Below are 24,657 nucleotides of genomic sequence, written 5' to 3' on the forward strand. Positions count from 1 at the left end.
CGTGCGTTAATCCATTACCAGGCCCGATTGTCATCGGGCTTTTTTTATTTCTGCAATATCATTCGGCAATAGGTGAAATCAGCCGAAATTGTTCGATGACGGCCAGAGCAAAACCCGGATCGTTGATATGGTCAGGTACTTTGATGATGCGCCGTTTCGCCGTAGGTTGCAGCGTGCTTTCCAGGGCGCGGATGAACGCGGATAACGCGGCCGGATCCCAGAATGGCTGCCCGGGCGCATCCAGCGAGGAAATTCCCCCTTCCGGTATGATAAAGCGGACTTCCCCCTCACAGGCATTCAGCTTTTCGCCGATCCAACGGCCCATATGGGCATTTTCTTCCGGCGTGGTGCGCATTAGCGTCACCTGCGCGTTGTGATGGTAAAATTGGCGGTTGGCATAGCGGGCTGGCACGGTCTTGGGCGAGCCGAAGTTAATCATGTCCAGCGCGCCGCAGGACATCACGCAGGGCACGTTGGTGCGGGCAATCGCGCCGAAGCGGTCTTCATTGCAGGCCAGCACGCCATCAAACAAATAATCGCAGACCTCTGTGGTGGTCAGGTCAAGCACCACGTCCAGCAGGTGGCTATCGATCAATTTCTCCATCGCCCGGCCGCCGCTGCCGGTGGCGTGGAACACCAGGCAATCCCATTGCGGCTCAATGGCGCGGGTGATCGCTTTGACACAGGGCGTGGTGACGCCAAACATGGTCAGCCCGGAGGCCGGTTTGCAGCCGCTATCGTCAGCACCAGAGAATCGCACGGCGCCGGCAATTTGGCGGGCGGCATTGCCCAGCACCTTCCGTGAAATACGGTTTAGGCCGGCGATATCCGTCACGGAATACATCATGCTGATATCACTGGCGCCGATGTAGCCAGAGATATCGCCGGCGGCCATGCTGGAGACCATGAGTTTTGGCAAACCAATGGGAAGCTGCTGCATCGCCGGCGTGATCATGGCCGTGCCGCTTGAGCCGCCCAGGCCAAGCAATGCGGCAATATCTGTGCGTGTCAGGATAAAACGTTCGAAGGCCACCGCCATTGCCGCAGTGGCCTGGCCACGATGGGAGCAGAATACCGCCTCTGGGCCATTGGGATGGTAGCGGGCAACGTCCAGTGAGGAGATATCGGTTTGATCGTGCGATACGCCGAGAGTGGAAAGATCAATCGTAAGGGGGGACAAACCAAAGCTGGCGATCAGGCTACGCACATAGTCCAACTCTTGTCCTTTGGTATCTGCTGTGGTAGCAATATAGACAAAAGCTGGGGTATTCATCATCGCCTGTTCCTGGAAATGTTCGGTAAATATCCGAACAAATTATTCTAGTGATAAAGCTATAGTTAGGTTGGGAACCCTGGTGTTGGTCAATATGGCACAGCCGATGATTTTGTGTACATAATGAGACTGCAATCTCATTTATGCAAGCTAAATTTAATACAAAGTGAGACTATAGTCTCACCACACAGCATAAACATGCTTTTTCTTGCGGCGGGGAAGCCAGAATTTTACCCGGCCAGAGCGTTTATCATGTCTGCTCCGGGGCCGGACGACATGACGAAATTTTTGAGGTTGCCGTGCCAATATCCGCATTTCCTGTTACGTCGGAGAAGTCTTTAACGCACACCCGTGCTAAAACCCGTAATCTATTGTTGGCCAGCGCCATGGCGCTTTATGACGATGGCAAATTCCCTTCAGTGACTGAACTGGCCGCGTATGCGCAGGTTTCCCGTGCTACCGCCTACCGTTATTTTCCTACCCAAAGCGCCCTGATTGCCGCCGTAGTGGCGGAAAGCCTCGGGCCAATCCTTGAATGGCAGCCGCAGGACAACGATGCCCTTAAGCGTATCCAACAGCTGTTGGCATTTGCCTATCCGCAAATGGAACAGCACGAAGGCGCCCTGCGCGCGGCCTTGCAGCTTTCTTTGCAGCAATGGGCTAATGCGACGCCGGGGGAGAAATTTGTCCGGGGCAACCGTAAACGCCTGCTGAAAATGGCCGTGGAACCGCTGGATGGCAAGCTATCACCCGATTCGCTGCAGCGCGTGATCCACGCATTTTCATTAATTTATGGCTCGGAGGTTTTCCTGGTGCTGAAAGATATATGGGGCCTGGATCTCGCAGCGATTCAAGATGTGACGCAATGGATGGCGAAAGCGATATTGCGCCAGGCAAATGAAGACGAAAAGGCGCGCCAGGAGGACTAACCCCTTGCAACATCGTGCCCTGTTTAGGGGGCGATGAAGGCGTGACACATTCCCCACCGCTATTCCCCAATCTGCAGAAAAGCGCCTGGTCTGATGAACGGCTGGGTGGGCGACGAAAATAAAAAAACCGGGCCTTTTACAGGCACCGGCCGGATACGCGATTAGCGTTAATGATCTCACTTCGGGTAAATTGCAGCTTATTTGGCACTTACTATTTTAAAAGTCTGCAACCGAAGATGAGTATCCCTGGTGTTGTTATGGTTATTCGATAAACTAATTTACTATTATTTTTATTGTGTGCTGCTGTGTGTAGCTTTTGATACCATGTTTTACCATACAACATGGTATGTCAAGCAATGTTTAAGTGTAAGATTGCATACTATACCAGTTTTGGATAGCATTTTTATGCAGTGAAGCATCGAAACGACTGATAAATCAGGATAATCGAAGGGACCAATGGGTAATAATCACCAAAAATTCGATTCACAGTCGATAGCAAACCGGGTACGGGAACTCTTTTTGCACCATGGGATCGGCAAGCGTCAGCATGCCAAGGAACTCAGCCGTATTTTAGCGCTGAGTTTTTCGCATGCGCATCGTAAGCTGAAAGGGCAAAGCCCATGGACGTTGGAACAAATCAACGGTGTGGCTGCGGCGCTGGGCGAGCCGGCGGCGGCGATTGTTGATCTTAGCGCTGAACACGAAACCACATTGCCGCAGGCTATGGCGTGTAATGCCATCTTTTCCGTGGGCGGAGTAGACATCCCCTGCGAAGCCTATATCGGCCATGAACTCTCTGGCGCGCGTTCGTCAGAGTTTGTCGCATTACAGCAGGGTGAACGCTGGTTTATTTATCGTGCGGAAGAGATGCCAACCGGGAAACGCTACAGTGTGGAACTGATTGAGATCAGGCCTTCGGCCACGGAAGATGACCGGCTGAGCATTGCGGTGCTTGATGATTCACGTCAGGTGGCCGATGAACTGACCAAGTATTTAAACGCCCAAGGGTTCAACGCGCTGGCGTTTTACGATGTGGAAAGTTTTTGTGAAGCGCAGAGCAAAGGGTTGTTTGATGGCTACGTGGTTGATTGGCTGATCGGGCAGGAAACGGCCGAGCAATGCATTGAGGCAATTCGCGCCTCTGATAACCCAGATGCGCCAGTGCTGGTGCTGACCGGCCAACTGGGCACCGATCTGCGGGAGTCGGAAATCGCCAGGGCAATGCGCGATTATGACGTGTTGGGCCCCTATGAGAAACCGGTGCGGCTCCATGTCATTGAAGCCGCATTGCAGCGCTGTTTTAATCTGTAAACAGTGCGGTTAACGTCACAGACAACGCGTTGAGCCGAACGGGCTTCATCAGGTAGTCGTCAAACATGGCTCGCTGTTCCGCGGGCAACAGTTCCGGCGCATAGGCGCTGATGCCAATAATCGGGATATCCCGGTTCGGCCCGCGCTGGCTGCGCAGGTGCTTCGCGACAGCGGCGCCGTCCAGCCCCGGCATCTGCAGATCCAACAGCAAGGCGTCATAGGGTTTGCGCAGCAGCTTTTGCAGCGCGCGCTCGGGTGAATCGCACAGCTCATGTTCATAACCCAGCTTGCCCAGCAGTGAGCTGAATGCGTCGCCAGCCGCCTTATTATCATCCACCACCAGGATATATTGCTGTTTTTTCAGCGTGCTTTCGTTTGCCGCTGGCGCTTGTGGCGCCTCCGGCTCTTCGTTAATTTCCACCGGGATGCTGATAATAAAAGTGGTGCCCTTATTCACTTCGCTGTAGACCGTAATGGTGCCGTTGAGCAATTCCACCAGGCCGTGAACAATGGCCAGCCCCATACCAACGCCGCTGTGCTGACGAGTATGTGACTGATCAACCTGGGTAAAAGGCTCAAATATCTGGTTCAACATTTTCTTTTCAATGCCGATGCCGGTATCGGTGACTTCGATAATCAATGCGCTGCCGCTCGGCTGCCGGCGCAAACAGCTAAATAGCGAAATGGTGCCGTTATCGGTGTATTTAAAGGCATTGGTCAGCAGGTTGGTGACGATCTGCTGGATGCGCAGCGGATCGGAATAGATTTGCGTATGGGTGAACTCCATCTCGGTGGTTAACCGCACCCCGTCTTTTTGCGTCAGCACCGCGATCTCGCCGGCGGTTTCCTCAATCAGCTTTTGGGCGTTGAAGGAAACGATGCGCAACTCCATCATGCCACTATCCAGGCGGGCGTAGTCAGTCAGATCGCGCATTTGGCTTTCAATTTGCTGTGCGGCAGTTTCCAGGCGTTGGAAGGTGTCCGTGTGCTCGGCAGAAAGGCGCGTATGAGTCAGGACATCAATGGCCGACATGATGCTTTGCAGCGATGTGCGCAATTCGTGGCCAATGGCACCCAGGAATGCATTTTTGGTCCGAATGGCCTTCTGTTCCGCCAGGATGGCTTTTGACTGCTGGCTGATGGTTTGGCGCTGCTGGCGGATGACGATCAGCGTAATCGCGATCAGGGCAATCACCGAGAACATGATAATCACCAAGCCATAGAAAATGATCATGCGCTTGCCGATAAAGTCCTGATAGGCATTGGTGCGCTGTTTTACCTCTGCGTGATCCGCCAGGTTCGCCATATCGATCGCCAGCGGTTTTAGCTGGTGCATCGCCAGGGAGACGCGTGGCAAATCAATTTGCGCGACGGAAACCAGCTGCTCAATATTGTTGATTTCAAAACGTATCTTATCAATAACTTCCGGGTAGCCCGGCTCGTTATATAATGGCGCCGTGGATTCTGAAGGGGCCTCCAATACAAAGAAACGTGAATACAGGATGTCGAATTTCATCCGGATCTCATCCGTATTGGGCTGCTCGGTATGTTTTTGTTGCTCAATTAGCGTTTCAAACTCCGCCAGTTTGATGGCGAATTTGGCCGTTGCCCAGGAATAGTTTTCCTGCGTACCGGCGACCGCATACAGCCCTTTTTTCGACAGGGTGGCGCTGTAGTAATATAGCGTGACTGTGGAAGCGAGCAGAAACAGCATGGCGAAAATAGCCGGGATCACCAACTTGCCGCGGTTTTTAAACAATAGGAATATCATTTAATCACAACCCTGTTGATCTGCCAGATAAAACGCGAGTTATACAGCGGCGAGTTGAGTTCTGTGTCGCCGCTGTCACGCGGATAAATCAAGAACAGCGGGCCAAAGTTTTTCACTTGCAGTGGAATACCGTCCATTCTGTAAGCCAGTATCATTTGATATTTGGCAACGTCAGAAACCGGCACATCGATGGTATAATCGTTCAGAGCATAGAAAGTCATCGTACTGCCTTCGGCACCGACGGTTTCCAAAAGTTGCGACAGTAATACACCCTCAAAGTTTTTCTTCGGCGTCCATGATGTCGACGTAATAATGCTGCTTACCGGCATGGCATACAACTGTTTATCGGTAAAGATATAACGGGTATGGGTATCGTCGTTGGTGTTTTTAATTTTCCCGCTGACTTCCAGGGTAAAGCTATAGGCGCTGGATTGAATTATCACCAAAGCCAATAGGGCAAACATCACGCGCTTTAACAGGGGCATTATCATCAGAATTTCTCCGCAATAGGCAAAGCAGCCAGATCGACATTGTTGTAAGCCTGCCCGACCAGCGCCAAATCCTGTGGGCGAGCGCTGGCTTGCACATTACTGATTGCCGGAATATCCAGCCATACTGGCCGGCAATGAGCGTAATCCCGCACCCGCAGTTGCGGCGCAATTGATGTGAAAAAGGCAGTAGTAGGTACATCATACCCTGCGGCGATGTGTACGGCAGCGGTATCTGCGGTTAGCACGTACCGTGCTTGCTTCACCCAGGCAAGAAAACTGCCGGTGTCCGGCGACAGCGCCTGAATATTGGTGTAGTGCGGGTGATTGACCACGCCAAAGCCCAATACCGGGCAGCGGAATGTTTCCCAAAGCCAGTCAACCAGGTGGCTATGCATGCTGGCCGGGATGCTGCGCAGCGGCGTGCTCGCCATCGGGCAAAACAACACGTATTGCGGGTATTGTTCATGTGCCGGCAGGCTGGGCAGACAAAGCTGCTGCAGCCAGCGGTTGGTTTTCGCTTCCTGGGGAACGGCGGCGGGATCAACGCCTAGCGCCTGCAGGAAAAAATCGATCATGGGCAGTGCCGTGAACGCGGGCCAGAACAGTTGGTTGCCGGCATCAATACGCAGTTCCCGCCGCGGCAGGCGTGCCAGCGGCCAGGGCAGCCAGCGCATCTCCGCCACCACGCCGGCGGCCAGGTGGTATAGCGTGTCAACATAGTGGGGCGATCGCCCCGGCCGGTAAATCAGGCTGCGTAACTGCGGGTTGAACGTGCGCAGCGCTTCAACAGCGGTCAGGCCGATAATAGAATCGCCCAATGTCACGCCCATGCCGTTAATAATGTGTACCTGCGCCACCTCGCGATAGTCAATCTGGAAAGGCGCCATGGCGGCATTCAAGATGCCTTCCTGGCCGGCCAGGCTGTAATAATCGCTGGAAAAAGTGTTTTGTTGTTCAATATCGTAGGAAGCAACAATCTGGCCTTCCGGCGTCAGCAGGCTCCCCTGGTGGTACAGCACTTCATCCTTTGTTAACACAACCATTTTTATTCCCGTTGCTAATAGAGGCGGAGGTAAGGGGGTCTATTTTTTTAATAAGAAAAGGATGGCAGATAATAACGGATTATGCAGGTGATAAGCAGGCCCATAGTCAGCAAGCGTTGATGGAATTTTAATAAAAATAGCTCGGTTTCATTAGCGTGGCCCATGTGAAGCCTATTGAATGCTTCAGGAACTTGAACGCCGGGGGCCCGGCGTTCAAGTCACCGGCGTTTAGCGCATGGTAACGAACTCTTCCGAAGCCGTTGGGTGGATGGCGACGGTGTTGTCGAAGTCTTTCTTGGTGGCGCCCATTTTCACCGCCACGGCAAAGCCTTGCAGGATTTCATCCATCCCGAAACCGATACCGTGCAGGCCGACGACTTTTTCGTCTTTACCCACGCAAACCAGTTTCATCCGGCACGGCTGGCGGTGCTGGGTGACTGCGGTATACATGGCGGTGAACGAAGAGGTGTAAACCTTCACCTGATCGTCGCCGTATTTTTCTTTTGCCTGTGGTTCGGTCAGGCCGATGGTGCCGATCGGCGGGTGGCTGAAGACCACGGTCGGGATGTTGCTGTAGTCCAGATGCTCATCGGGCTTGTTGTTGAACAGGCGTTCGGACAAACGGCGGCCTGCCGCAACGGCTACTGGCGTCAGCTCAACCGCACCGGTGTTGTCGCCCACGGCGTAAATGCCTTGCACGCTGGTGTTCTGGAATTTATCGACCTCGATGTAGCCTTTGTCGTTGGTTTTTACCCCGGTGACGCCCAGGTTCAGGTTGTCGGTTGCCGGCTCACGGCCGATGGCCCAAATCAGGCTGTCGACGGTAAAGGTTTGGCCGTTTTCTAACTGCAGCGTCAGGCTGCCGTCGGCATTCTTGGTGATGGCCTTCGGCGTGGACTCGGTGTGCAGGTTCGGCCCTTCGGTGTTCATCACTTCGACCAAGGTATCGACAATCAGCGGATCAAAGGTGCGCAGCGGCGCGTGTTTGCGCACAAACAAATGGGTCTCTGCACCCAGTGCGTTCAGCACGCCGGCAATCTCTACCGCAATGTAGCCTGCGCCGATAATGGCAACGCGCTTTGGCATGTCATCCAGCGCGAAGAAACCGTCGGAATCGATACCGTATTCGGCGCCGGGAATATCGGGGTGGCTTGGGCGCCCGCCGGTGGCGATCAGAATGTGATCGGCGGTGATCTTCTCGCCGTTCACTTCTACCGTGTGCGCGTCGACAAAGCGGGCGAACCCTTTAATGACGTCAACCTTATTTTTGCCCAGCACGTTGTCATAAGAGTTATGGATGCGGTCAATATAAGCGCTGCGGTTGGCGATCAGCGTTTTCCAGTTAAACGCGTTAACCGTGGCGTCAAAGCCATAGTCCGGCCCGTACTGGTGGATGGCCTCGGCGATCTGCGCCGCATGCCACATAACTTTCTTGGGAACACAGCCCACGTTAACGCAAGTACCACCCAGTTCTTTAGCTTCGATCAGCGCGCATTTCTGGCCATACATGGCTGCCCGGTTGATCGATGAGATCCCGCCGCTGCCGCCGCCAATTGCAAGATAATCGTAATGTTTCGTCATTTGGGGTTCCATGCGTTGTGTTATTTGAAGAGGCTAAGAGTTTAACGCCTGAGCGCCGTTTGTCGCAAAGATTGCATCAATGATTGTAATAGGTTGCGGCGGAATGCGCCGCAGGTGCCCTGGTGGCCCAGGCAAGCAGGTTGCCGGGCCTGGCGGGGATCACTCCGGCACCACCCAGTGCACCAGATGGTGGCCGATCCCGCTGGGAACCAGCGCCTTATGCAGCCAGGGCAGCACGGTGTTCATCTGTTGTTCCAACTTCCACGGCGGGTTAATCACGATCATGCCGGAGGCGGTCATGCCGCGGTGATCGCTGTCGGGTTTGACGGCCAGTTCAATTTGCAGGATGCGGCGGATCCCGGTCGCTTCCAGTTCCTTGAGCATGCGCTTGATCTGCTGGCGCAGGACGACCGGGTACCACAGCGCATAGGTGCCGGTGGCAAAGCGCTTATAGCCTTCCTGTATGCCTTTGACCACGTCCTGGTAATCGGTCTTCATTTCATACGGCGGATCCATCAGGATGAGGCCGCGGCGCGTCGGGGGCGGCAACTGCGATTTGAGCTGCTGATACCCGTCGGCGCGGAGCACTTTGGCGCGTTCATCCTTCTGGAACTCGCCGCGCAACAGCGGATAATCACTCGGGTGTAGCTCCGTCAGGTGGATTTTGTCCTGTGGGCGCAGCAGTTGGCGGGCAATCAGCGGCGAGCCGGGATAGTAGCGCAGTTGGCCGCTGCGGTTGAAATTGTGCACCACGCTCATGTAGGCCGCCAGCTCCTGCGGCAGATCGTCACGTTGCCAAAGTTGGCCGATGCCTTCCAGGTATTCTCCGGTGCGCTCGGCGTGTTCCCCGCTCAGTTGGTAACGCCCGGCGCCGGAATGGGTATCCAGGTACAGCAAGGGTTTGTCTTTTTCTTTCAATGATTCAATGATCAGGCTTTGCACGGTGTGCTTGAGCACATCGGCATGGTTGCCGGCGTGAAAACTGTGGCGGTAACTAAGCATGGCGTTTGGTCATTCCTTGTGCTCCTACCGGAGCGGGATCAAAAAATTGCAATATGGTGACAGTATAAACTGTTCGGGTCAGAAAAAGTGAAATGCATCGCCGTGACGGCAAGGAGGAGAAATGAGCTGCATATTTTGTGAGATGGTGGCGGGGCGGGCGCCATGCCACACCATTTGGCAAAACGATAATCATCTGGCGTTCTTGTCAATTTATCCCAATACCGAAGGCTTCACGGTGGTGATCCCGAAAGCACACTACCCAAGCTATGCCTTCACCCTGCCGGATGAAGTGCTGGGCCAACTGATATTGGCTACCAAGCAGGTTGCCCAATTGCTCGATCGCGCGTTCGATGATGTGGGGCGCAGCGGCATGGTGTTTGAAGGTTTTGGCGTCGATCACGTGCATGCCAAGCTGATTCCGATGCACGGCACCGCGGAACTGGATAAATGGCAGCCGATAGAATCGCATTTGGAAAAGTTTTTCGATCGTTACGAAGGCTATTTGTCTTCCCATGACGCCAACCGCGCCGACGATCGGCATTTGGCCGCGCTGGCGGTCAGGATCCGTCAAGTGGGCAGTGCGTAAGGCACGAACTATCAACGGCAGCCATTGATTTTCAAGCAGCTTGCCTCCATGTTAGTTGTTCAAACGCATTTTAAGGCCGGGTATTTATCCCGGGCCCCAACTTCAGGACTGCTCTATGACAAATCCGTTGCTGACCCCATTTTCCCTACCGCCGTTTTCCGCCATTCGCCCTGAACACATTGTGCCGGCAGTGCAGTCAGCTTTGGCTGATTGCCGCGCTACGGTGGAACGTGTGGTTGCGCAGCCGGGGCCGTTTACCTGGGATAACCTTTGCCAACCGCTGGCGGAGGTGGACGATCGCCTGTCGCGTATCTGGTCGCCGATTGGCCACCTGAATGCCGTCAAGAACAGCCCGGAACTGCGCACGGCCTATGAGCAGGCGCTGCCGCTGCTGTCGGAATATGGCACCTGGGTGGGCCAGCATGCCGGGCTGTACCAGGCCTATTGCAGCCTGAAGGACGGGGAAGGTTTCCACCAACTAAGCGTCGCGCAGCGCAAAGCGGTGGAAAATGCGCTGCGTGATTTTGAACTGTCCGGTATCGGCCTTTCCCCAGAAAAACAGAAACGCTACGGCGAAATTTCCGCGCGTCTGTCTGAGCTAAGCTCAACGTTCAGTAATAACGTGCTGGATGCCACCATGGGCTGGAGCAAGCTGATTACCAATGTGGACGAGCTGAGCGGTCTGCCGGAAAGCGCGTTGGCGGCGGCGCAAGCCATGGCGCAGGCCAAAGAGCAGGAAGGCTGGCTGCTGACGCTGGATATGCCGAGCTATCTGCCGGTAATGACCTATGCCGATAATCAGGCGCTGCGTGAAGAAATGTATCGCGCGTTCAGCACCCGTGCTTCCGATCAGGGGCCGAATGCCGGCAAATGGGACAACAGCGAAGTGATGGCGGAAAAGCTGGCGCTGCGTCACGAACAGGCGCAACTGCTGGGTTTTGCCTCCTACGCGCACAAATCGCTGGCGACCAAAATGGCGGAAAGCACGGAGCAGGTGATCGGCTTCCTGACCGATCTGGCTAAACGCGCGCGCCCACAGGCCGAACAAGAACTGGCGCAGCTGCGCGCCTTCGCCGAAGAGAATTACGGCGTGGAAACGTTGGCGCCGTGGGATATCGCCTACTACAGCGAAAAACAGAAACAGCATCTGTTCTCGATCAGCGATGAGCAACTGCGCCCTTATTTCCCGGAACAGCGCGTGGTGGAAGGGTTGTTTGAGGTGGTGAAGCGCATTTATGGCATCACCGCCAAAGAGCGCAAAGATGTGGATATCTGGAACCCAGAGGTGCGCTTCTTCGATCTGTTCGACGCCAGCGGCGAACTGCGCGGCAGTTTCTATCTGGATCTGTACGCCCGCGAACACAAACGCGGCGGCGCCTGGATGGACGACTGCGTCTGCAGCCTGCGTAAAGCCAATGGCGAACTGCAAAAGCCGGTGGCCTTCCTGGTGTGTAACTTCAACCGTCCATTGGGCGACAAGCCTGCGCTGTTTACCCACAACGAAGTGACCACGCTGTTCCACGAGTTTGGCCATGGTTTGCACCATATGCTGACCCAGATCGACACCGCCGGCGTTGCCGGTATCAGCGGGGTGCCATGGGATGCGGTGGAGCTGCCGAGCCAGTTTATGGAAAACTGGTGCTGGGAGCCGGAAGCGCTGGCGTTTATCTCTGGCCACTACCAGACCGGCGAGCCGCTGCCGAAAGCGCTGCTCGATAAGCTGCTGGAAGCGAAAAACTACCAGGCGGCCATGTTCATCCTGCGTCAGTTGGAGTTCGGCCTGTTCGATTTCCGCATGCACGTGGAATACAGCCCGGAAAAAGGCGCGCAGGTGCTGCCAACGCTGGCGGAAGTGAAGAAAATGGTCGCCGTGGTGCCATCGCCAAGCTGGAACCGTTTCCCGCATGCTTTCAGCCACATCTTTGCCGGCGGTTATGCGGCGGGCTATTACAGCTATCTGTGGGCGGAAGTGCTGTCGGCAGACGCGTTCTCGCGCTTTGAGGAGGAGGGCATCTTTAACCCGGAAACCGGTAAATCGTTCCTTGATAACATCCTGTCGCGCGGGGGGTCGGAAGCGCCGATGGATCTGTTCAAACGCTTCCGTGGCCGCGAACCGCAGCTGGATGCTATGCTGCGCCATTACGGTATCAAAGGGTAACCAAACACGTGAGCGTGTGTTTATTGTGTGAAGCAGGCGCCGATCCCGGCGCCTTGTCTATTTTGGCTGAACGTTGGCGGCTTGTTTCCGATGATGATGCGCTAATGGCTCTGGTGTTAACCCCCGAGCGGTTGGAATTGCGCAAGCGCGACGAGCCAAAGCTTGGGGCGATTTACGTCGATTTCGTGTCGGGCGCCATGGCGCACCGCCGGCGTTTTGGCGGCGGCCGCGGCGAGGCGGTGGCCAAAGCCGTAGGCATTAAGGGCAGCTATTTGCCGGACGTGGTGGATGCGACCGCCGGCCTGGGGCGCGATGCGTATGTGCTGGCGGCGCTGGGTTGCCGTGTGCGCATGCTGGAGCGCAACCCGGTCGTGGCGGCGTTGCTGGACGATGGCTTGCAGCGTGGGTATCAGGACGCGGATATCGGCCCCTGGCTGCGCGAGCGTATGTCGCTGCTGCATGCTTCCAGCCTGACGGCGCTGGCACAGATTGAAGCGCGCCCGGAGGTGGTGTATCTCGATCCTATGTATCCGCACCGGCAGAAAAGCGCGCTGGTGAAGAAAGAAATGCGGGTGTTTCAGTCGCTGGTGGGCCGTGACGATGATGCCGATGGCCTGCTGGAGCCGGCGCGCCGCCTGGCGACCAAGCGCATTGTGGTGAAGCGCCCGGACTATGCGCCACCGTTGGCCAACGTGGCGGCGCATGCCGCGACCCTGACCAAAAACCACCGTTTCGATATCTATATGCCACTGTAGGCGCGTTCGCCCTCGCGCACATCAGAGGGCGCAGGCGTATCAGCACAGCTCCAACTGCACATCATACTGCTCGATGATTTTCATCACGCTGGGCGGCGGCAACTGATCGGTAAACAGATAATCAATCAGGTTCATATTGCCAAGGTTCACCATCGCATTGCGACCAAACTTGGAATGGTCGGTCACCAGCATCACGCAGCGTGAATTTTCGATAATCGCGCGCTTGGTGCGCACTTCGTGATAATCGAATTCGAGCAGCGAACCGTCCATATCAATACCGCTGATGCCGAGAATGCCATAGTCAAGACGGAACTGGGAGATGAAATCCAGCGTGGCTTCGCCCATGATGCCGCCGTCGCGGGTGCGTACTTCGCCCCCGGCCAGGATCAGCCTGAAATCCTCTTTAGCGGTCAGTAGCGTTGCGACGTTAAGGTTATTGGTCACCACGCGCAGGTTTTTGTGATTCATCAGCGCATGGGCCACCGCTTCGGGCGTGGTGCCGATATCGATAAACAGCGTGGCGCCATCGGGGATCTGGCTGGCAACGCGCTGGGCGATGCGCGCTTTCTCTTCCGACCACATCACCTTGCGGTCGTGATAGGCGGCGTTCACCGAGCTGGAGGGCAGAGCGGCGCCGCCGTGGTGGCGCTGGATTTTGTTCTGATCGGCCAGATCGTTGAGATCGCGACGGATGGTCTGCGGGCTGACGGCAAAATGTTCGACCAACTCCTCGGTACTGACATATCCTTGTTGCCGCACCAGCTCAATAATTGCGTCATGACGCTGTGTTTGCTTCACGATATTCCTCTACCTTATACGCCAAGCCATGCCCGTTGCCGCGGCTATGGCCGTGACTGTTATTGTTCGCTGTGCGCACGATGACGCGTGTCCCAATATGCCATCATTAACCCTAACACTAAACCAGCCACGTGTGCTGCGTTGGCGATCGACATGCCTAAAATATCGAAATAGCCGGCAACCAGCCACAGTGCGGCAAAGGCCATCAGGCCACGCGGCAGCATCAGGCCGCGCTCTGGGGCGCGTTCGCCGCTGAGCCACACGTAGCCCATCAGCGCGTAGACCACGCCGGAAAGGCCGCCGAACAGGGCGCCGCTGAACAGAGACTGCGCCCAGCCGCTGAAAAATGCGGATACCACGGCCAGCACGAATAGCTTGCCGGCGCCAAGGCGTTTTTCCAGCGGGCCGCCAAGATACCACCACCACATCAGGTTGAAGACAATGTGCAGCAGTGAAAAGTGCAGGAAGGCATGGCTGACCCAGCGCCACAGCTGCGGATACTGGCTGCTGTTCTGCGGCCAGGATAGCCAGTACATCACGTTGTCTGCACCCATGATCTGCATCAGGATATACACCAGGATGCACAGCGCCATCACGCTGAGCGTCAGTGGGCCGGCTTTGCTGCGGATGATCTGCCAATAAGAGGCGCGCTGGTAATGCAGCCCGGCATCGGTGGTGCCGGTTTGCCAACTGGCGGCTTGGTAGCGGCGGTTGAGCGGATCGTGCAGGAACTGTTGCAGCTCGTGCTGCACCTGTTCCAGCCGGGCTTCATCCTCCAGCCAGATTTCTGCCGCTTCATCAGTGTGGCGTGCCGTTAATTGAATACCCTGGGTCGCCATATAATCTATGAAGGCCTGTGCCAGGCGTGGATTGGAAACGGCGATCACGCGAACCATAGCTTTTCCGTCTAATTGAATGATTTTGACCGCCGGTTATCAGTGGCGGAGATGACGGCTGATTATAACGTCGAAATCCTGAACACAGGCAAAGGATTGAAAAAAAACCATAAGCCCAGGCGCCGATAACCCGGCCATTTTGGCCGTTCAAGAAAATGTGAGCCACCCCTCAAACCCAGACGAATTGCGGTTTTTTACCGCGATTTTTGTTTACTTCCGTTTTGCCCCACAACATATGATCCCAGTCACTTTTTAACCACAGGTGCTCCCGTACTCTCAAAAACAGGTGCTGAGGTGATTATGTTTCTTGAAGAACGACGCAATAAGATCCTGGAATATCTGGATAAATATGAACGCGTTAGCGTGGCGTATTTATCCACGGCGTTTGCCGTGACCAAAGAGACTATTCGCAGCGATTTAAATGAATTAACCCGGCAGGGATTCGCGCAGCGTTGCCACGGCGGCGCGATTGTGATTCGCCGCAGCCTCCAGGCCAAATTAATTACTGAAACTGGCGGGAATTTCGAAGTGTTATTAAAACGCCTGGAAAACCAGAGAAAGAAAACGCCGGAAAAAGGCAGGGGAAAAAAAATGCAGGGTAAGGTGTGTATATTAGGTTCGTTTAATGTCGATATCGTGGCGAAGGTGGCCCGTTTCCCGCGCGGCGGCGAGTCTCTGCTGGCGTTGGGCAGCACGCTTGGCCCCGGTGGCAAAGGGGCTAATCAGGCTACCGCCGCCAGCCGCGCCGGCGCCTGCGTACATTTTGTGTCGAAGGTGGGTAAAGATCAGTTCAGCCAATTCGCTTTTGATCATCTTTCTTCATCAGAAATACATTCCTTTAATTTATATCAGTCAGAAACCGAACCCACCGGTAACGCGATTATTTATGTCTCGCAACAGGATGGCGAAAATATGATTGCCATTTATTCCGGTGCCAATAAAACCATTACCGATGAAGAAGTGGCGGCAATTACCCCGGAGCTGTCGAATGCCGACGTTTTGCTGCTGCAGTTGGAAAATAATTTCGACGCCACGCTAAATGCCATGAAGCTGGCTAATGCGTTAGGAATAAAAGTCATTCTAAACCCGGCCCCTTATTCCAGCGATACGTTGCAGAGCCTGGAGTTTGTGGACGTGATCACCCCGAATGAAACCGAAGCCTCTTTGCTTTCCGGTATTGAAGTGACGGATTTGGCCAGCGCCAAAGAAGCAGCGCTGTGCATCATTGGGCTGGGGGCCAGGCGGGTGATTATCACCATGGGATCGCGCGGGGCGCTGATCCTGGACGGCGGCCAGTTCCAGCATATCCCGGCGTTCCCGGCATTGAGCGTTGATACCACCGGTGCGGGCGATGCGTTCAATGGCGCCCTGGCGGCAGCCGTGGCGAGCGGACAAACGCTGGTTCAGGCGGCGACTTACGCCGCGGCGTTTGCTTCCCTGGCGGTTGAGCGGGAGGGCGCTTCCAACATGCCGCAACACGAACAGGTGGTGGCTCGCTTGAGCCAGCGCTAATCCGATACATCAGATAATGAGTAGCCGCAGGTGCGGCGCGAGGAGTGATAAATGAAAAGCATTGATGGCATTGTTCCTGTGATGTTAACGCCGTTCACTGAACAAAACGAGATTGATTACCCTGGCCTGGCGCGGCTGATCGACTGGTATCTTGCGCGCGGCGTCGATGCGCTGTTTGCGGTGTGCCAGTCTAGCGAGATGCAGTATCTCAGCCTGGCGGAGCGCGTTGAACTGGCGCGTTTTGTGGTGCAGCAGGTGGATGGCCGCGTACCGGTGATCGCTTCCGGCCATATCAGCGATGAGTTGGGCCAGCAGGTTGAAGAACTGCAGGCGATGGCGCAAACCGGCATTGATGCGCTGGTGCTGGTGACCAACCATCTGGATCCCAAACAGCAGGGTAGCGCGGCGTTTTTCAGCACGCTGGAGCAACTGCTGGCGGCGCTGCCGGCCGAGATGCCGCTGGGGCTGTATGAATGCCCTGCGCCCTATCGTCGGCTGCTGAGCGACGAGGAGCTGACCTATTGCGCCAACAGCGGCCGCTTTGTGGTACTGAAGGACGTCAGCTGCGATCTGCCAACCGTCACCCGCCGGGTAAAACTGGTTGCCGGCACGCCGTTGAACATTATCAATGCCAACGCCGCCATCGCCTATCCGGCCATGCAGGCCGGTTCCAAAGGATTCAGCGGCGTATTCACCAATTTCCACCCTGAACTCTACCACTGGCTGTATCACCAGGGGGCGCAGCAACCGGCGCTTGCTCAGGAGCTGTCGATCTTCCTGTCACTGGCAGCGGTGACCGAAACCCTGGGTTACCCGAAGAACGCCAAAATCTATCACCAGCGCCTTGGCACCTTTAGCAGCGAATTTTGCCGGGTGAATAAAGACAACGTGCTGGAAAAATTCTGGGGGCTCGGCGTGCTGCTGGAGCAAATCCACACCGGCACGGAGTTTTACCAGAAAAAGGTGGCTGGTTAAGCCATTGCGGGGCGTAGTGCCCCGCAGCAAACCCAACTTTTGTACCTAAACCCGCTAAAACAACCACTATACGGGGCACTACATTATGATGATTTGCGATCTCCAGGATTGGGCGCAGGAGAAGCACGCGTTCCATCCCATCATTCACCAGGCCATTGCGTTTATTCAACGCACCGACTTCAGCGCGCTGCCGCTCGGCAAGATCGACATTATCCCCGGCAAGCTGTTTTGCCTGCTGCAGGAAATGCACACCGTACCGGCAGAACAGATGCGTGCAGAGTCGCATTTTGACTTTGTCGATATTCAATACCTGCTGCAGGGCGAAGAGACCATCGGCGTTGCCCGCCGCCAGGGCGATGAGACGATCACGGAACAGCGCCTGGAACACGACATCGTGTTTTATCAGCAGACGCATAACGAGATAGCGGTCACTTTGCAGCCCGGCATGTTCGCGGTGTTTTTCCCGCACGATCTGCACCGGCCTTGCTGCCAGAGCCATGGTGAAGCGTTGATCCGCAAAGCGGTGATCAAAATTCACCTCAGTTTGTTTACCGGGGGTGAATGATGAAAAACGTAACCACGGCTATCAACCCGGCGGCAATGCCCCAGATGCAGGCAACGCCCATCACGCGCTTGCGCTGGGGGATCATTTTGATCCTGCTGTTGGCGGCGATCGTAAACTACCTTGATCGGGCCAACCTGAGCATCGCCAATACCACCATCGCCAGGGAGTTTGGCTTCTCATCCACCGAAATGGGCATGCTGCTTTCCGCTTTTCTGTGGCCTTATGCGCTGGCTAACCTGCCTGCGGGCTGGCTGGTGGATAAGCTGGGGCCGAAGAAAATGTTTGCCTGGGCACTGGGGCTGTGGTCGGCCTTTACCGCGATGGCGGCCTTTGTGAACAGCTATTCGCTGTTTTACGGCTTGCGCATGATGCTGGGGGTGTCTGAATCGCCGTTCTTTACCTCTGGGATCAAAATCACCCACCGGTGGTTCTCGGAGAAGGAACGCGGGCTGCCGACGTCCATCATCAATACCGGTTCGCAAATTGCCAACGCCGTGGCGCCGCCGATTCTGACGGTCTTGCTGCTGACCCTGGGCTGGCGCGGCATGTTTATCATCATTGGCGTGGCAGGCATCCCGCTGTTGCTGGCCTGGTTGAAGTTCTACCGCGATCCGGATGCGCGTGAAGAAGCGCTGATCCACGCCGGCAAACGCCAGGTTGCGCAACCGGCGAGCCAGGCAGCGGCCAAGGCCAGCTGGGGCTCATTGTTCCGCCATAGAACCACCTGGTTCATGATTTTGGGCAACTTCTCGATCATGTTCACCATTTGGGTGTACCTGACCTGGCTGCCGAGCTACCTGGAAACTTCGCTGGGGTTCAGCCTTAAGCAGACCGGCTGGATCGCCTCGATCCCGTTCTTTGCCGGGATCCTTGGGGTGCTTTGCGGTGGTGCGCTGTCTGATTGGATGATCCGCCGCGGCGCCAAAGCGATCGCTGCGCGCAAGGTTCCGATCGTTTGCGGCGCCGCATTGGCTGCTTGCTTTGTGGCGCCGATCCCCTTTGTGGATAGCACGCCGCTGTGCATTCTGCTGCTGACGCTGGGGTATTTCTGCTCGCAGCTCCCTTCCGGGGTGATCTGGACGCTGGCGACCGATATCGCGCCGAAAGAACAGGTGGCGTCGCTGGGAGCAATTCAGAACTTTGGTGGTTTTCTCGGGGCGGCCATGGCGCCAATCGTCACCGGTGTGATCCTCGATCTGACCGGCCAGTTCACCAATGTGTTCTTGCTGGGGGCAGGCTTACTGATGCTGGGTGCGCTGAGCTATGGCCTGTTTGTGAAACGGCCGATGGTGCTGGCGCAATCATAAGGGAGTGGGGCGCAGCGGACGCGCCCTTGCTGGCTAAACGGACGTTTCGATATCCTGTGGGAACTGGCGTAGCCAGGCTTCAAAACCGCCGTCGATGCTGTAGACGGCGTCAAAGCCTTGGGTCAACAGGTACTGTGCGGCGCCGCGGCTGCTGTTGCCGTGATAGCACATCACCATCACCGGCCGATCGAAATCATTCTGCTGCATAAAGGCGTGCAGGCTGTCGTTAGTAAGATGAAAAGCGCCCGGCGTATGCCCGGCCTGAAAGCTTTGCGGATCGCGGATATCAACCAGCGCGGCGCTGCCATCTTTCCAGCGGGCATAGGCCTGCTCTATATTGATCGCTTCAAACTGTTCCATAACGAATAACTGCCTTGTGATTGGGAGACACGGATAGTGTAGCGAATTCTGCGCCGTTTAAGACCGGGGAAACGCTGTGGTTTTTATTTCTCAAGATAGACGAAATTTCCCTGGGTATTCGTAAATAGCAACAGTAACGCCCCCTATCGGACGCCACAACCAGCGGGTACGCAAGCCAGCGTTTCGGTACAATCCGTCCATGCAAAATGCCGCCATAAAGGCAAAGGAGAAGGCATGTCTGACAGGAAAGCGAAGGGCGGCAGGAATCGCACCCCAACCCCACACGATCTGGCATTCAAACAGTTTCTGACCCATCCCGATACTGCCCGGGATTTCATGCAACTGCATCTGCCAGCAGAACTGCAGGCAGTCTGTGACTTCAGTACCCTTAAGCTGGAATCCGGTAGCTTTGTCGAAGAGAATCTGCGCCCTTACTTCAGCGACATCCTCTACAGCCTGAAAACCACGGCTGGCGATGACGGCTATATTCACGTACTCATTGAACACCAGTCATCTCCTGACAAGCATATGGCGTTCAGGCTTCTTCGTTACGCGGTGGCGGCCATGCAGCGCCACCTGGACGCCGGGCACAAACAGCTGCCGCTGGTGATACCGGTGCTATTCTATACGGGCAGGCGCAGCCCCTATCCGTATTCAACCCGGTGGCTGGACGAATTTACCACACCTGATCTGGCCGAAAGCCTTTACAACGGTAGTTTCCCTTTGGTTGATGTGACGGTAATTCCCGATGACGAGATAATGGGCCACCGCAGTATGGCGGCACTGACGCTGCTGCAAAAACATATTCACCGGCGGGATTTGGCAGACCTGCTGGACAATCTGGCCACCCTGTTGCTGACGGAACACATGACAGGACAGCAGCTGGTTTCACTGATAAACTACCTCGTACAGGCGGGCGAAACTTCAGACGCAGAGGCCTTTGTACGTGAACTGGCAAAGCGGGTACCGCAACATGAGGACGAACTGATGACCATCGCGCAACAGCTTGAACAGAAGGGCATTGAGAAGGGCATTGAGCAAGGTATCCAGCTTGGTGAGCAACGTGGCATTGTAAAAGGTGAGCGCGAAGCTACGCTGAAAATTGCCCGCACTATGCTGCAGAACGGTCTCGATCACAACACCGTCAAAAAAATGACCGGTCTTACCGACGACGATTTGGCGAAGATTCGCCACTGATCTTCATTCCGTCCCGAAACGCGCTATCTGGCCGTCAGACGCACCTATTCAGCGGATTCACCTGGCGGCCATCATCATCAAAAATTTTCATTTCGGTAATAACCGCCGCAAGGCTATACCAACTGTACCTCAACCCCCTGCTGGCGCAGTTGCTCCACGATTGCCGGATCGGCTTCGCGGCCGGTGATCACAATATTGATTTGCTCGGTGCGGCTGAACAGCATACCGGCGCGCTGGCCGACTTTGCTACTGTCGACTAAAACCACCAGCTTGCCAACATAGTTGAGCATCTTCTGCTCGGCCATGGCGGTGAGCATGTCGGTTTTATACAACCCATCGGCCGTCAGGCCGATACCGCTGGTAAACATCCAGTGCCCCGCGTACAGCGTCGTATCGCCATCCTGGGGCGCCAGGGTGATCGATTGCGTTTTATTGTACTGGCCACCCATGATGACGACGCTGTCGTGCTCGCGTTCAATCAGATAATTGGCCAGCGGCAGATAGTTGGTGATCACCTGCACCTCTTTGCCACACATCTCTCGGCCCAGCAGGAAAGCGGTGGAGCCACAGTTAATCACCACGCTTTCACCCGGCTGGCAAAGCTGCGCGGCCGCTTTGGCAATCCGCATTTTTTCGTCCAGATGTTGCGTTTGGTGAATATTAAGCGGTGTCCAGGCCGGCCGTACGGTATGGGTAGCCTCTGCGCCGTTGCGCACCTTACGCAGCTTGCCGATCTGATTGAGTTTATTAATATCGCGGCGGGCGGTAGCCGGCGAGATATCAAACGCGCTGATCACGTCCGTAACGGAAATTTGCCCCTTACGCTGTAAGAGATCGAGAATGGCATTGTGGCGTTGGGACTCTGTCATGCAGGCTCCGTTAAAGGGTAGGGACACGTTTTTCCGATTATATGCGCACTTATTGATAATTTGAATCATATCTGTTCAAAAGTGCGCATAATAGCGTTGCGCGCTGCCCCTATACCGGCTACAGGAAGGATTTGAACGGTAAATCCGGTTCAAGGGTAAAGCAATCGTCAAAACCGCGCGGGTAGTGATATTCCAAATTGTCTTTGTCCTGTGGCCAGGTAAATTTGCCGCCAACCTGCCAGATAAACGGCTTGAAGCCGTATTTCAACCGATCTTTTTTCATTTCCCACAGCATGCGGATCTCTTGTGGGTCGGCCTGGAAATTTGACCAGATATCATGGTGGAACGGGATCACTACCTTGGCATTCAGCGACTCCGCCATCCTCAGGATATCGGCGCTGGTCATTTTATCGGTGATACCGCGCGGGTTTTCACCGTAGGAGCCTAAGGCCACGTCAATGTGGTGCTCATTGCCGTGTTTGGCGTAGTAGTTGGAATAGTGTGAGTCACCGCTGTGGTAGAGATTGCCGCCCGGCGTTTTAAACAGGTAATTGACCGCACGCTGATCCATGCCATCCGGCAACACGCCCGCAGCCTTTTGCTCCGGTGGCAACGTAATCAACGCGGTGCGATCGAAGGCGTCCATCGCATGGATTTCCACATCCTTGATTTTTATCACATCGCCGGGTTTGACAACGGTGCAGCGTTCGCGTGGAACCCCCCAACCAATCCAAATATCCACGCAGCTCTGCGGCCCGATGAAAGGCACCGTATCCGCACAGTTTTGCAGCACGGCGGCGGCGACGTTGACGTCAATATGGTCGTTATGGTCATGGGTGGCCAATACCGCATCGATCTGTTTAATCGCGAAAGGATCAAGAACAAACGGCGTGGTGCGCAGGTTCGGCTGCAGCTTTTTCACTCCGGCCATGCGTTGCATCTGGTGGCCGGTTTTCATCAATGGGTTCCCATGGCTCTGTTTCCCGGTGCCGCACCAAAAATCGACGCACAGGTTGGCGCCTTCCTCCGATTTTAACCAAATGCCGGTGCATCCCAGCCACCACATGCTGAAGGTGCCTGGAGCGACCTGCGTTTGTTCTATTTCCTCATTGAGCCAGGTCCCCCATTCCGGAAAGGTATTCAGTATCCAGGATTCACGTGTGATTGCGGCTACTTTACTCATGATTCAGTCCTCATCATCGGGGTTAGGTTAGTTTAATAATCACATGTAATCATTAAATGATTTATTTTGACTGAATCTAGCACCGTTTTATGAGGCTGGCAATGGGGGGAATGTGGCCGATGGGGGAGGGGTAAAGTGTGTTTAGTATGCTGCGTTTTTATTTCATCATAATAAATTCAATGAATAATCGCGGTTTTTACGCTAGTGCATTGAATTACTATGGGATTGATTTATAACTTGAGAGGTTGTTCACAAATAATCATTTGTGATCTTTTGGTGATTCTTGGTGATTGATATGGTGATGGGGTTCCTGCGTTACTGTGCCGGCGGGTTTTCCAGAGCGCAGCATGCGGGCCAACGTTACCTGGAGAACCGTATGGAAATCCTTTACACCATTTTCACCGTTTTTTTTAATCAAGTGATGACGAATGCCCCGTTACTGCTGGGGTTGGTCACCCTGCTGGGCTATATCCTGCTGCGCAAAAGCGCGGCGGTCATCATCAAAGGCACCATCAAAACCATTATCGGCTTCATGCTGTTGCAGGCCGGTTCCGGCATTCTCACCAGCACGTTTAAACCCGTCGTCGCGAAGCTATCGCAAGTGTATGGCATCAACGGCGCGATCTCTGACACCTATTCATCAATGATGGCGACCATCGAACGGATGGAAGGGGCTTATAGTTGGGTTGGCTATGCGGTGTTGCTGGCGTTGGCGCTCAATATCCTTTATGTGCTGCTGCGGCGCATTACCGGTATTCGCACCATCATGTTGACCGGCCACATCATGTTCCAGCAGGTGGGGCTGATCGCCGTGTTCTTCTACATCATGGGCTACGGCATGTGGACCACGGTGCTGTGCAGTGCGCTGATTGCTTCACTGTACTGGGGCATTACCTCCAACATGATGTTCAAACCCACCCAGGCGGTGACGGAAAACAGCGGGTTCTCGATTGGCCACCAGCAGCAGTTCGCGTCGTGGCTGGCCTATAAGGCCGCGCCTTATCTGGGCAAGAAAGAAGAGAGCGTAGAGGATCTGAAGCTGCCGGGATGGCTGAATATTTTCCACGATAACATCGTCTCCACCGCCATTGTCATGACGGTATTCTTCGGCGTCATCCTGTGCTCATTCGGCCTGAACACGTTGCAGCAGATGGCCGGGCAAACCCATTGGACCATTTACATCCTGCAAACCGGCCTGATGTTCGCGGTGGCGATCTTCATCATTGTGCAGGGCGTGCGCATGTTCGTCGCCGAGTTGACCGAAGCCTTCAACGGTATCTCGCAGCGCCTGATCCCCGGCGCCGTGCTGGCGATTGACTGCGCGGCCATTTACAGCTTTGCACCGAACGCGGTGGTCTGGGGCTTTATGTGGGGCACCATCGGCCAACTGCTCGCCGTCGGCATTCTGCTCGGTATCGGCTCTTCCATCATGATCATTCCCGGCTTTATCCCGATGTTCTTCTCCAACGCCACCATCGGCGTGTTCGCCAACCATTTTGGCGGCTGGCGCGCGGCGCTGAAGATCTGCCTGGTGATGGGCATGGTTGAAATCTTCGGCTGCGTCTGGGCCGTCAAGCTGACCGGGTTAAGCGCCTGGATGGGGATGGCGGACTGGTCGATTCTGGCGCCACCGCTGATGCAGGGCTTGTACTTTGGCCTGTGGTTTATGGGCGTGGTGATCGTTATCGCACTGCTGTACATGTTCTTCGCCGGGCGCACGTTGCGCATGGAAGAAAACGCAGAAAAACAACACATTGAATCGGCATCTCATTAACTGGAGGGCACATCATGACGGTACGAATTCTGGCGGTATGCGGTTGCGGGCAGGGCAGTTCCATGATCATGAAAATGAAGGTCGACCAGTTCCTTACCCAGCAGGGTGTGGATCACTCGGTAAACAGCTGTGCGGTGGGGGAATACAAAGCCGAACTGAATGGCGCCGATATCATCATCGCGTCAACCCATGTGGCGAATGAGATTGTCGTCAGCGGCAATAAGTATGTCGTCGGGGTGCGCAATATGCTGTCCGCCGCGGATTTCGGTCCGAAACTGATGGCGGTGATTGGCGCGCATTTCCCGCACGACATCAAATAAG

Annotated in this window: 23 protein-coding genes; 12 read left to right on the plus strand and 11 right to left on the minus strand. The window is 55.2% G+C overall.

Annotated features, from left to right (window positions below; all coding sequences use genetic code 11):
- Positions 1-58: 58 nt before the first annotated feature.
- Positions 59-1,276 (minus strand): Tm-1-like ATP-binding domain-containing protein, encoded by a 1,218-nt coding sequence (locus ACN28Q_RS12685; protein ID WP_095846669.1) that lies wholly within the window; start codon positions 1,274-1,276, stop codon positions 59-61.
- 383 nt (positions 1,277-1,659) lie between these two features.
- Here ACN28Q_RS12685 and ACN28Q_RS12690 point away from each other — a divergent pair, with 383 nt between their 5' ends.
- Together ACN28Q_RS12690 and ACN28Q_RS12695 are read left to right on the plus strand one after the other, a co-directional pair.
- The gene (locus ACN28Q_RS12690; RefSeq protein ID WP_121572390.1) at positions 1,660-2,202 is read left to right on the plus strand and encodes a TetR/AcrR family transcriptional regulator; all 543 of its coding nucleotides are present in this window, start codon (positions 1,660-1,662) and stop codon (positions 2,200-2,202) included.
- A 456-nt stretch (positions 2,203-2,658) separates the two neighbouring features.
- Positions 2,659-3,513 carry a helix-turn-helix domain-containing protein gene (locus tag ACN28Q_RS12695; protein ID WP_095846671.1) on the plus strand — a complete coding sequence of 285 codons (855 nt, stop codon included), beginning with the start codon at positions 2,659-2,661 and terminating at the stop codon, positions 3,511-3,513.
- Here the strand turns inward: ACN28Q_RS12695 and ACN28Q_RS12700 are convergent.
- From ACN28Q_RS12700 to ACN28Q_RS12720, 5 genes are all read right to left on the minus strand, one after another.
- Positions 3,503-5,284 carry an ATP-binding response regulator gene (locus tag ACN28Q_RS12700; protein ID WP_095846672.1) on the minus strand — a complete coding sequence of 594 codons (1,782 nt, stop codon included), beginning with the start codon at positions 5,282-5,284 and terminating at the stop codon, positions 3,503-3,505. The genes ACN28Q_RS12695 and ACN28Q_RS12700 overlap by 11 nt on opposite strands.
- Positions 5,281-5,769, minus strand: a complete 489-nt coding sequence (locus ACN28Q_RS12705; RefSeq protein ID WP_230474297.1) for a putative pterin-binding protein — start codon at positions 5,767-5,769, stop codon at positions 5,281-5,283. The genes ACN28Q_RS12700 and ACN28Q_RS12705 overlap by 4 nt, the downstream gene beginning before the upstream one ends.
- A gap of 5 nt (positions 5,770-5,774) precedes the next feature.
- Positions 5,775-6,818 carry a glycosyltransferase family 9 protein gene (locus ACN28Q_RS12710; protein WP_095846674.1) on the minus strand — a complete coding sequence of 348 codons (1,044 nt, stop codon included), beginning with the start codon at positions 6,816-6,818 and terminating at the stop codon, positions 5,775-5,777.
- Between the two features lie 228 nt (positions 6,819-7,046).
- Positions 7,047-8,399, minus strand: coding sequence for a glutathione-disulfide reductase (gene gorA, locus ACN28Q_RS12715; RefSeq protein WP_095846675.1), 1,353 nt, complete (start codon positions 8,397-8,399; stop codon positions 7,047-7,049).
- A 159-nt stretch (positions 8,400-8,558) separates the two neighbouring features.
- Positions 8,559-9,401, minus strand: a complete 843-nt coding sequence (locus ACN28Q_RS12720) for a 23S rRNA (adenine(2030)-N(6))-methyltransferase RlmJ (protein ID WP_095846676.1) — start codon at positions 9,399-9,401, stop codon at positions 8,559-8,561.
- A 121-nt stretch (positions 9,402-9,522) separates the two neighbouring features.
- On the opposite strand from ACN28Q_RS12720, the gene ACN28Q_RS12725 reads away from it, so the two are divergent.
- The 3 genes from ACN28Q_RS12725 (at position 9,523) to rsmJ (ending at position 12,900) form a co-directional block, all read left to right on the plus strand.
- Entirely contained in the window at positions 9,523-9,987 is a 465-nt protein-coding gene (locus ACN28Q_RS12725) for an HIT family protein (protein ID WP_095846677.1), read from the plus strand.
- Positions 9,988-10,102: 115 nt separating this feature from the next.
- A complete protein-coding gene (prlC, locus tag ACN28Q_RS12730) occupies positions 10,103-12,145 on the plus strand; it encodes an oligopeptidase A (protein ID WP_095846678.1) in 2,043 nt (680 codons plus the stop codon).
- 8 nt (positions 12,146-12,153) lie between these two features.
- A complete protein-coding gene (rsmJ, locus tag ACN28Q_RS12735; protein ID WP_095846679.1) occupies positions 12,154-12,900 on the plus strand; it encodes a 16S rRNA (guanine(1516)-N(2))-methyltransferase RsmJ in 747 nt (248 codons plus the stop codon).
- A gap of 39 nt (positions 12,901-12,939) precedes the next feature.
- Here rsmJ and ACN28Q_RS12740 read toward each other — a convergent pair whose 3' ends face one another.
- Both ACN28Q_RS12740 and glpG read right to left on the minus strand, forming a co-directional pair.
- The gene (locus tag ACN28Q_RS12740) at positions 12,940-13,698 is read right to left on the minus strand and encodes a DeoR/GlpR family transcriptional regulator (RefSeq protein WP_095846680.1); all 759 of its coding nucleotides are present in this window, start codon (positions 13,696-13,698) and stop codon (positions 12,940-12,942) included.
- Between the two features lie 59 nt (positions 13,699-13,757).
- Positions 13,758-14,594 (minus strand): rhomboid family intramembrane serine protease GlpG, encoded by an 837-nt coding sequence (gene glpG / locus ACN28Q_RS12745; protein WP_095846681.1) that lies wholly within the window; start codon positions 14,592-14,594, stop codon positions 13,758-13,760.
- 300 nt (positions 14,595-14,894) lie between these two features.
- Here glpG and rbsK point away from each other — a divergent pair, with 300 nt between their 5' ends.
- The 4 genes from rbsK to ACN28Q_RS12765 all read left to right on the plus strand — a co-directional run bounded on the left by rbsK (position 14,895) and on the right by ACN28Q_RS12765 (position 18,953).
- Positions 14,895-16,106, plus strand: a complete 1,212-nt coding sequence (rbsK, locus tag ACN28Q_RS12750; protein WP_095849020.1) for a ribokinase — start codon at positions 14,895-14,897, stop codon at positions 16,104-16,106.
- Between the two features lie 51 nt (positions 16,107-16,157).
- Positions 16,158-17,081: a dihydrodipicolinate synthase family protein gene (locus tag ACN28Q_RS12755; protein ID WP_095846682.1), complete on the plus strand. Its 924-nt coding sequence runs from the start codon at positions 16,158-16,160 to the stop codon at positions 17,079-17,081.
- 85 nt (positions 17,082-17,166) lie between these two features.
- On the plus strand, positions 17,167-17,646 hold the full coding sequence (locus ACN28Q_RS12760; RefSeq protein WP_095846683.1) for a NanQ anomerase/TabA/YiaL family protein: 480 nt from the start codon (positions 17,167-17,169) through the stop codon (positions 17,644-17,646).
- A 35-nt stretch (positions 17,647-17,681) separates the two neighbouring features.
- A complete protein-coding gene (locus tag ACN28Q_RS12765; RefSeq protein ID WP_413541205.1) occupies positions 17,682-18,953 on the plus strand; it encodes an MFS transporter in 1,272 nt (423 codons plus the stop codon).
- A 33-nt stretch (positions 18,954-18,986) separates the two neighbouring features.
- Here ACN28Q_RS12765 and glpE read toward each other — a convergent pair whose 3' ends face one another.
- Positions 18,987-19,313: a thiosulfate sulfurtransferase GlpE gene (gene glpE, locus ACN28Q_RS12770; RefSeq protein ID WP_095846685.1), complete on the minus strand. Its 327-nt coding sequence runs from the start codon at positions 19,311-19,313 to the stop codon at positions 18,987-18,989.
- Positions 19,314-19,547: 234 nt separating this feature from the next.
- On the opposite strand from glpE, the gene ACN28Q_RS12775 reads away from it, so the two are divergent.
- Positions 19,548-20,510: an Rpn family recombination-promoting nuclease/putative transposase gene (locus ACN28Q_RS12775; protein ID WP_095846686.1), complete on the plus strand. Its 963-nt coding sequence runs from the start codon at positions 19,548-19,550 to the stop codon at positions 20,508-20,510.
- 113 nt (positions 20,511-20,623) lie between these two features.
- Here the strand turns inward: ACN28Q_RS12775 and ulaR are convergent, their stop codons facing one another.
- Positions 20,624-21,379, minus strand: a complete 756-nt coding sequence (ulaR, locus tag ACN28Q_RS12780) for an HTH-type transcriptional regulator UlaR (RefSeq protein WP_095846687.1) — start codon at positions 21,377-21,379, stop codon at positions 20,624-20,626.
- A 118-nt stretch (positions 21,380-21,497) separates the two neighbouring features.
- Positions 21,498-22,562, minus strand: a complete 1,065-nt coding sequence (gene ulaG / locus ACN28Q_RS12785; RefSeq protein ID WP_095846688.1) for an L-ascorbate 6-phosphate lactonase — start codon at positions 22,560-22,562, stop codon at positions 21,498-21,500.
- Positions 22,563-22,938: 376 nt separating this feature from the next.
- Here ulaG and ulaA point away from each other — a divergent pair, with 376 nt between their 5' ends.
- A complete protein-coding gene (gene ulaA / locus ACN28Q_RS12790; RefSeq protein WP_095849022.1) occupies positions 22,939-24,336 on the plus strand; it encodes a PTS ascorbate transporter subunit IIC in 1,398 nt (465 codons plus the stop codon).
- A gap of 14 nt (positions 24,337-24,350) precedes the next feature.
- Positions 24,351-24,656 carry a PTS ascorbate transporter subunit IIB gene (gene ulaB, locus ACN28Q_RS12795; RefSeq protein ID WP_095846689.1) on the plus strand — a complete coding sequence of 102 codons (306 nt, stop codon included), beginning with the start codon at positions 24,351-24,353 and terminating at the stop codon, positions 24,654-24,656.
- Position 24,657 lies beyond the last annotated feature (1 nt).

Origin of the sequence: Gibbsiella quercinecans, assembly GCF_002291425.1 — a bacterium.
Taxonomy (GTDB): Bacteria; Pseudomonadota; Gammaproteobacteria; order Enterobacterales; family Enterobacteriaceae; genus Gibbsiella; species Gibbsiella quercinecans.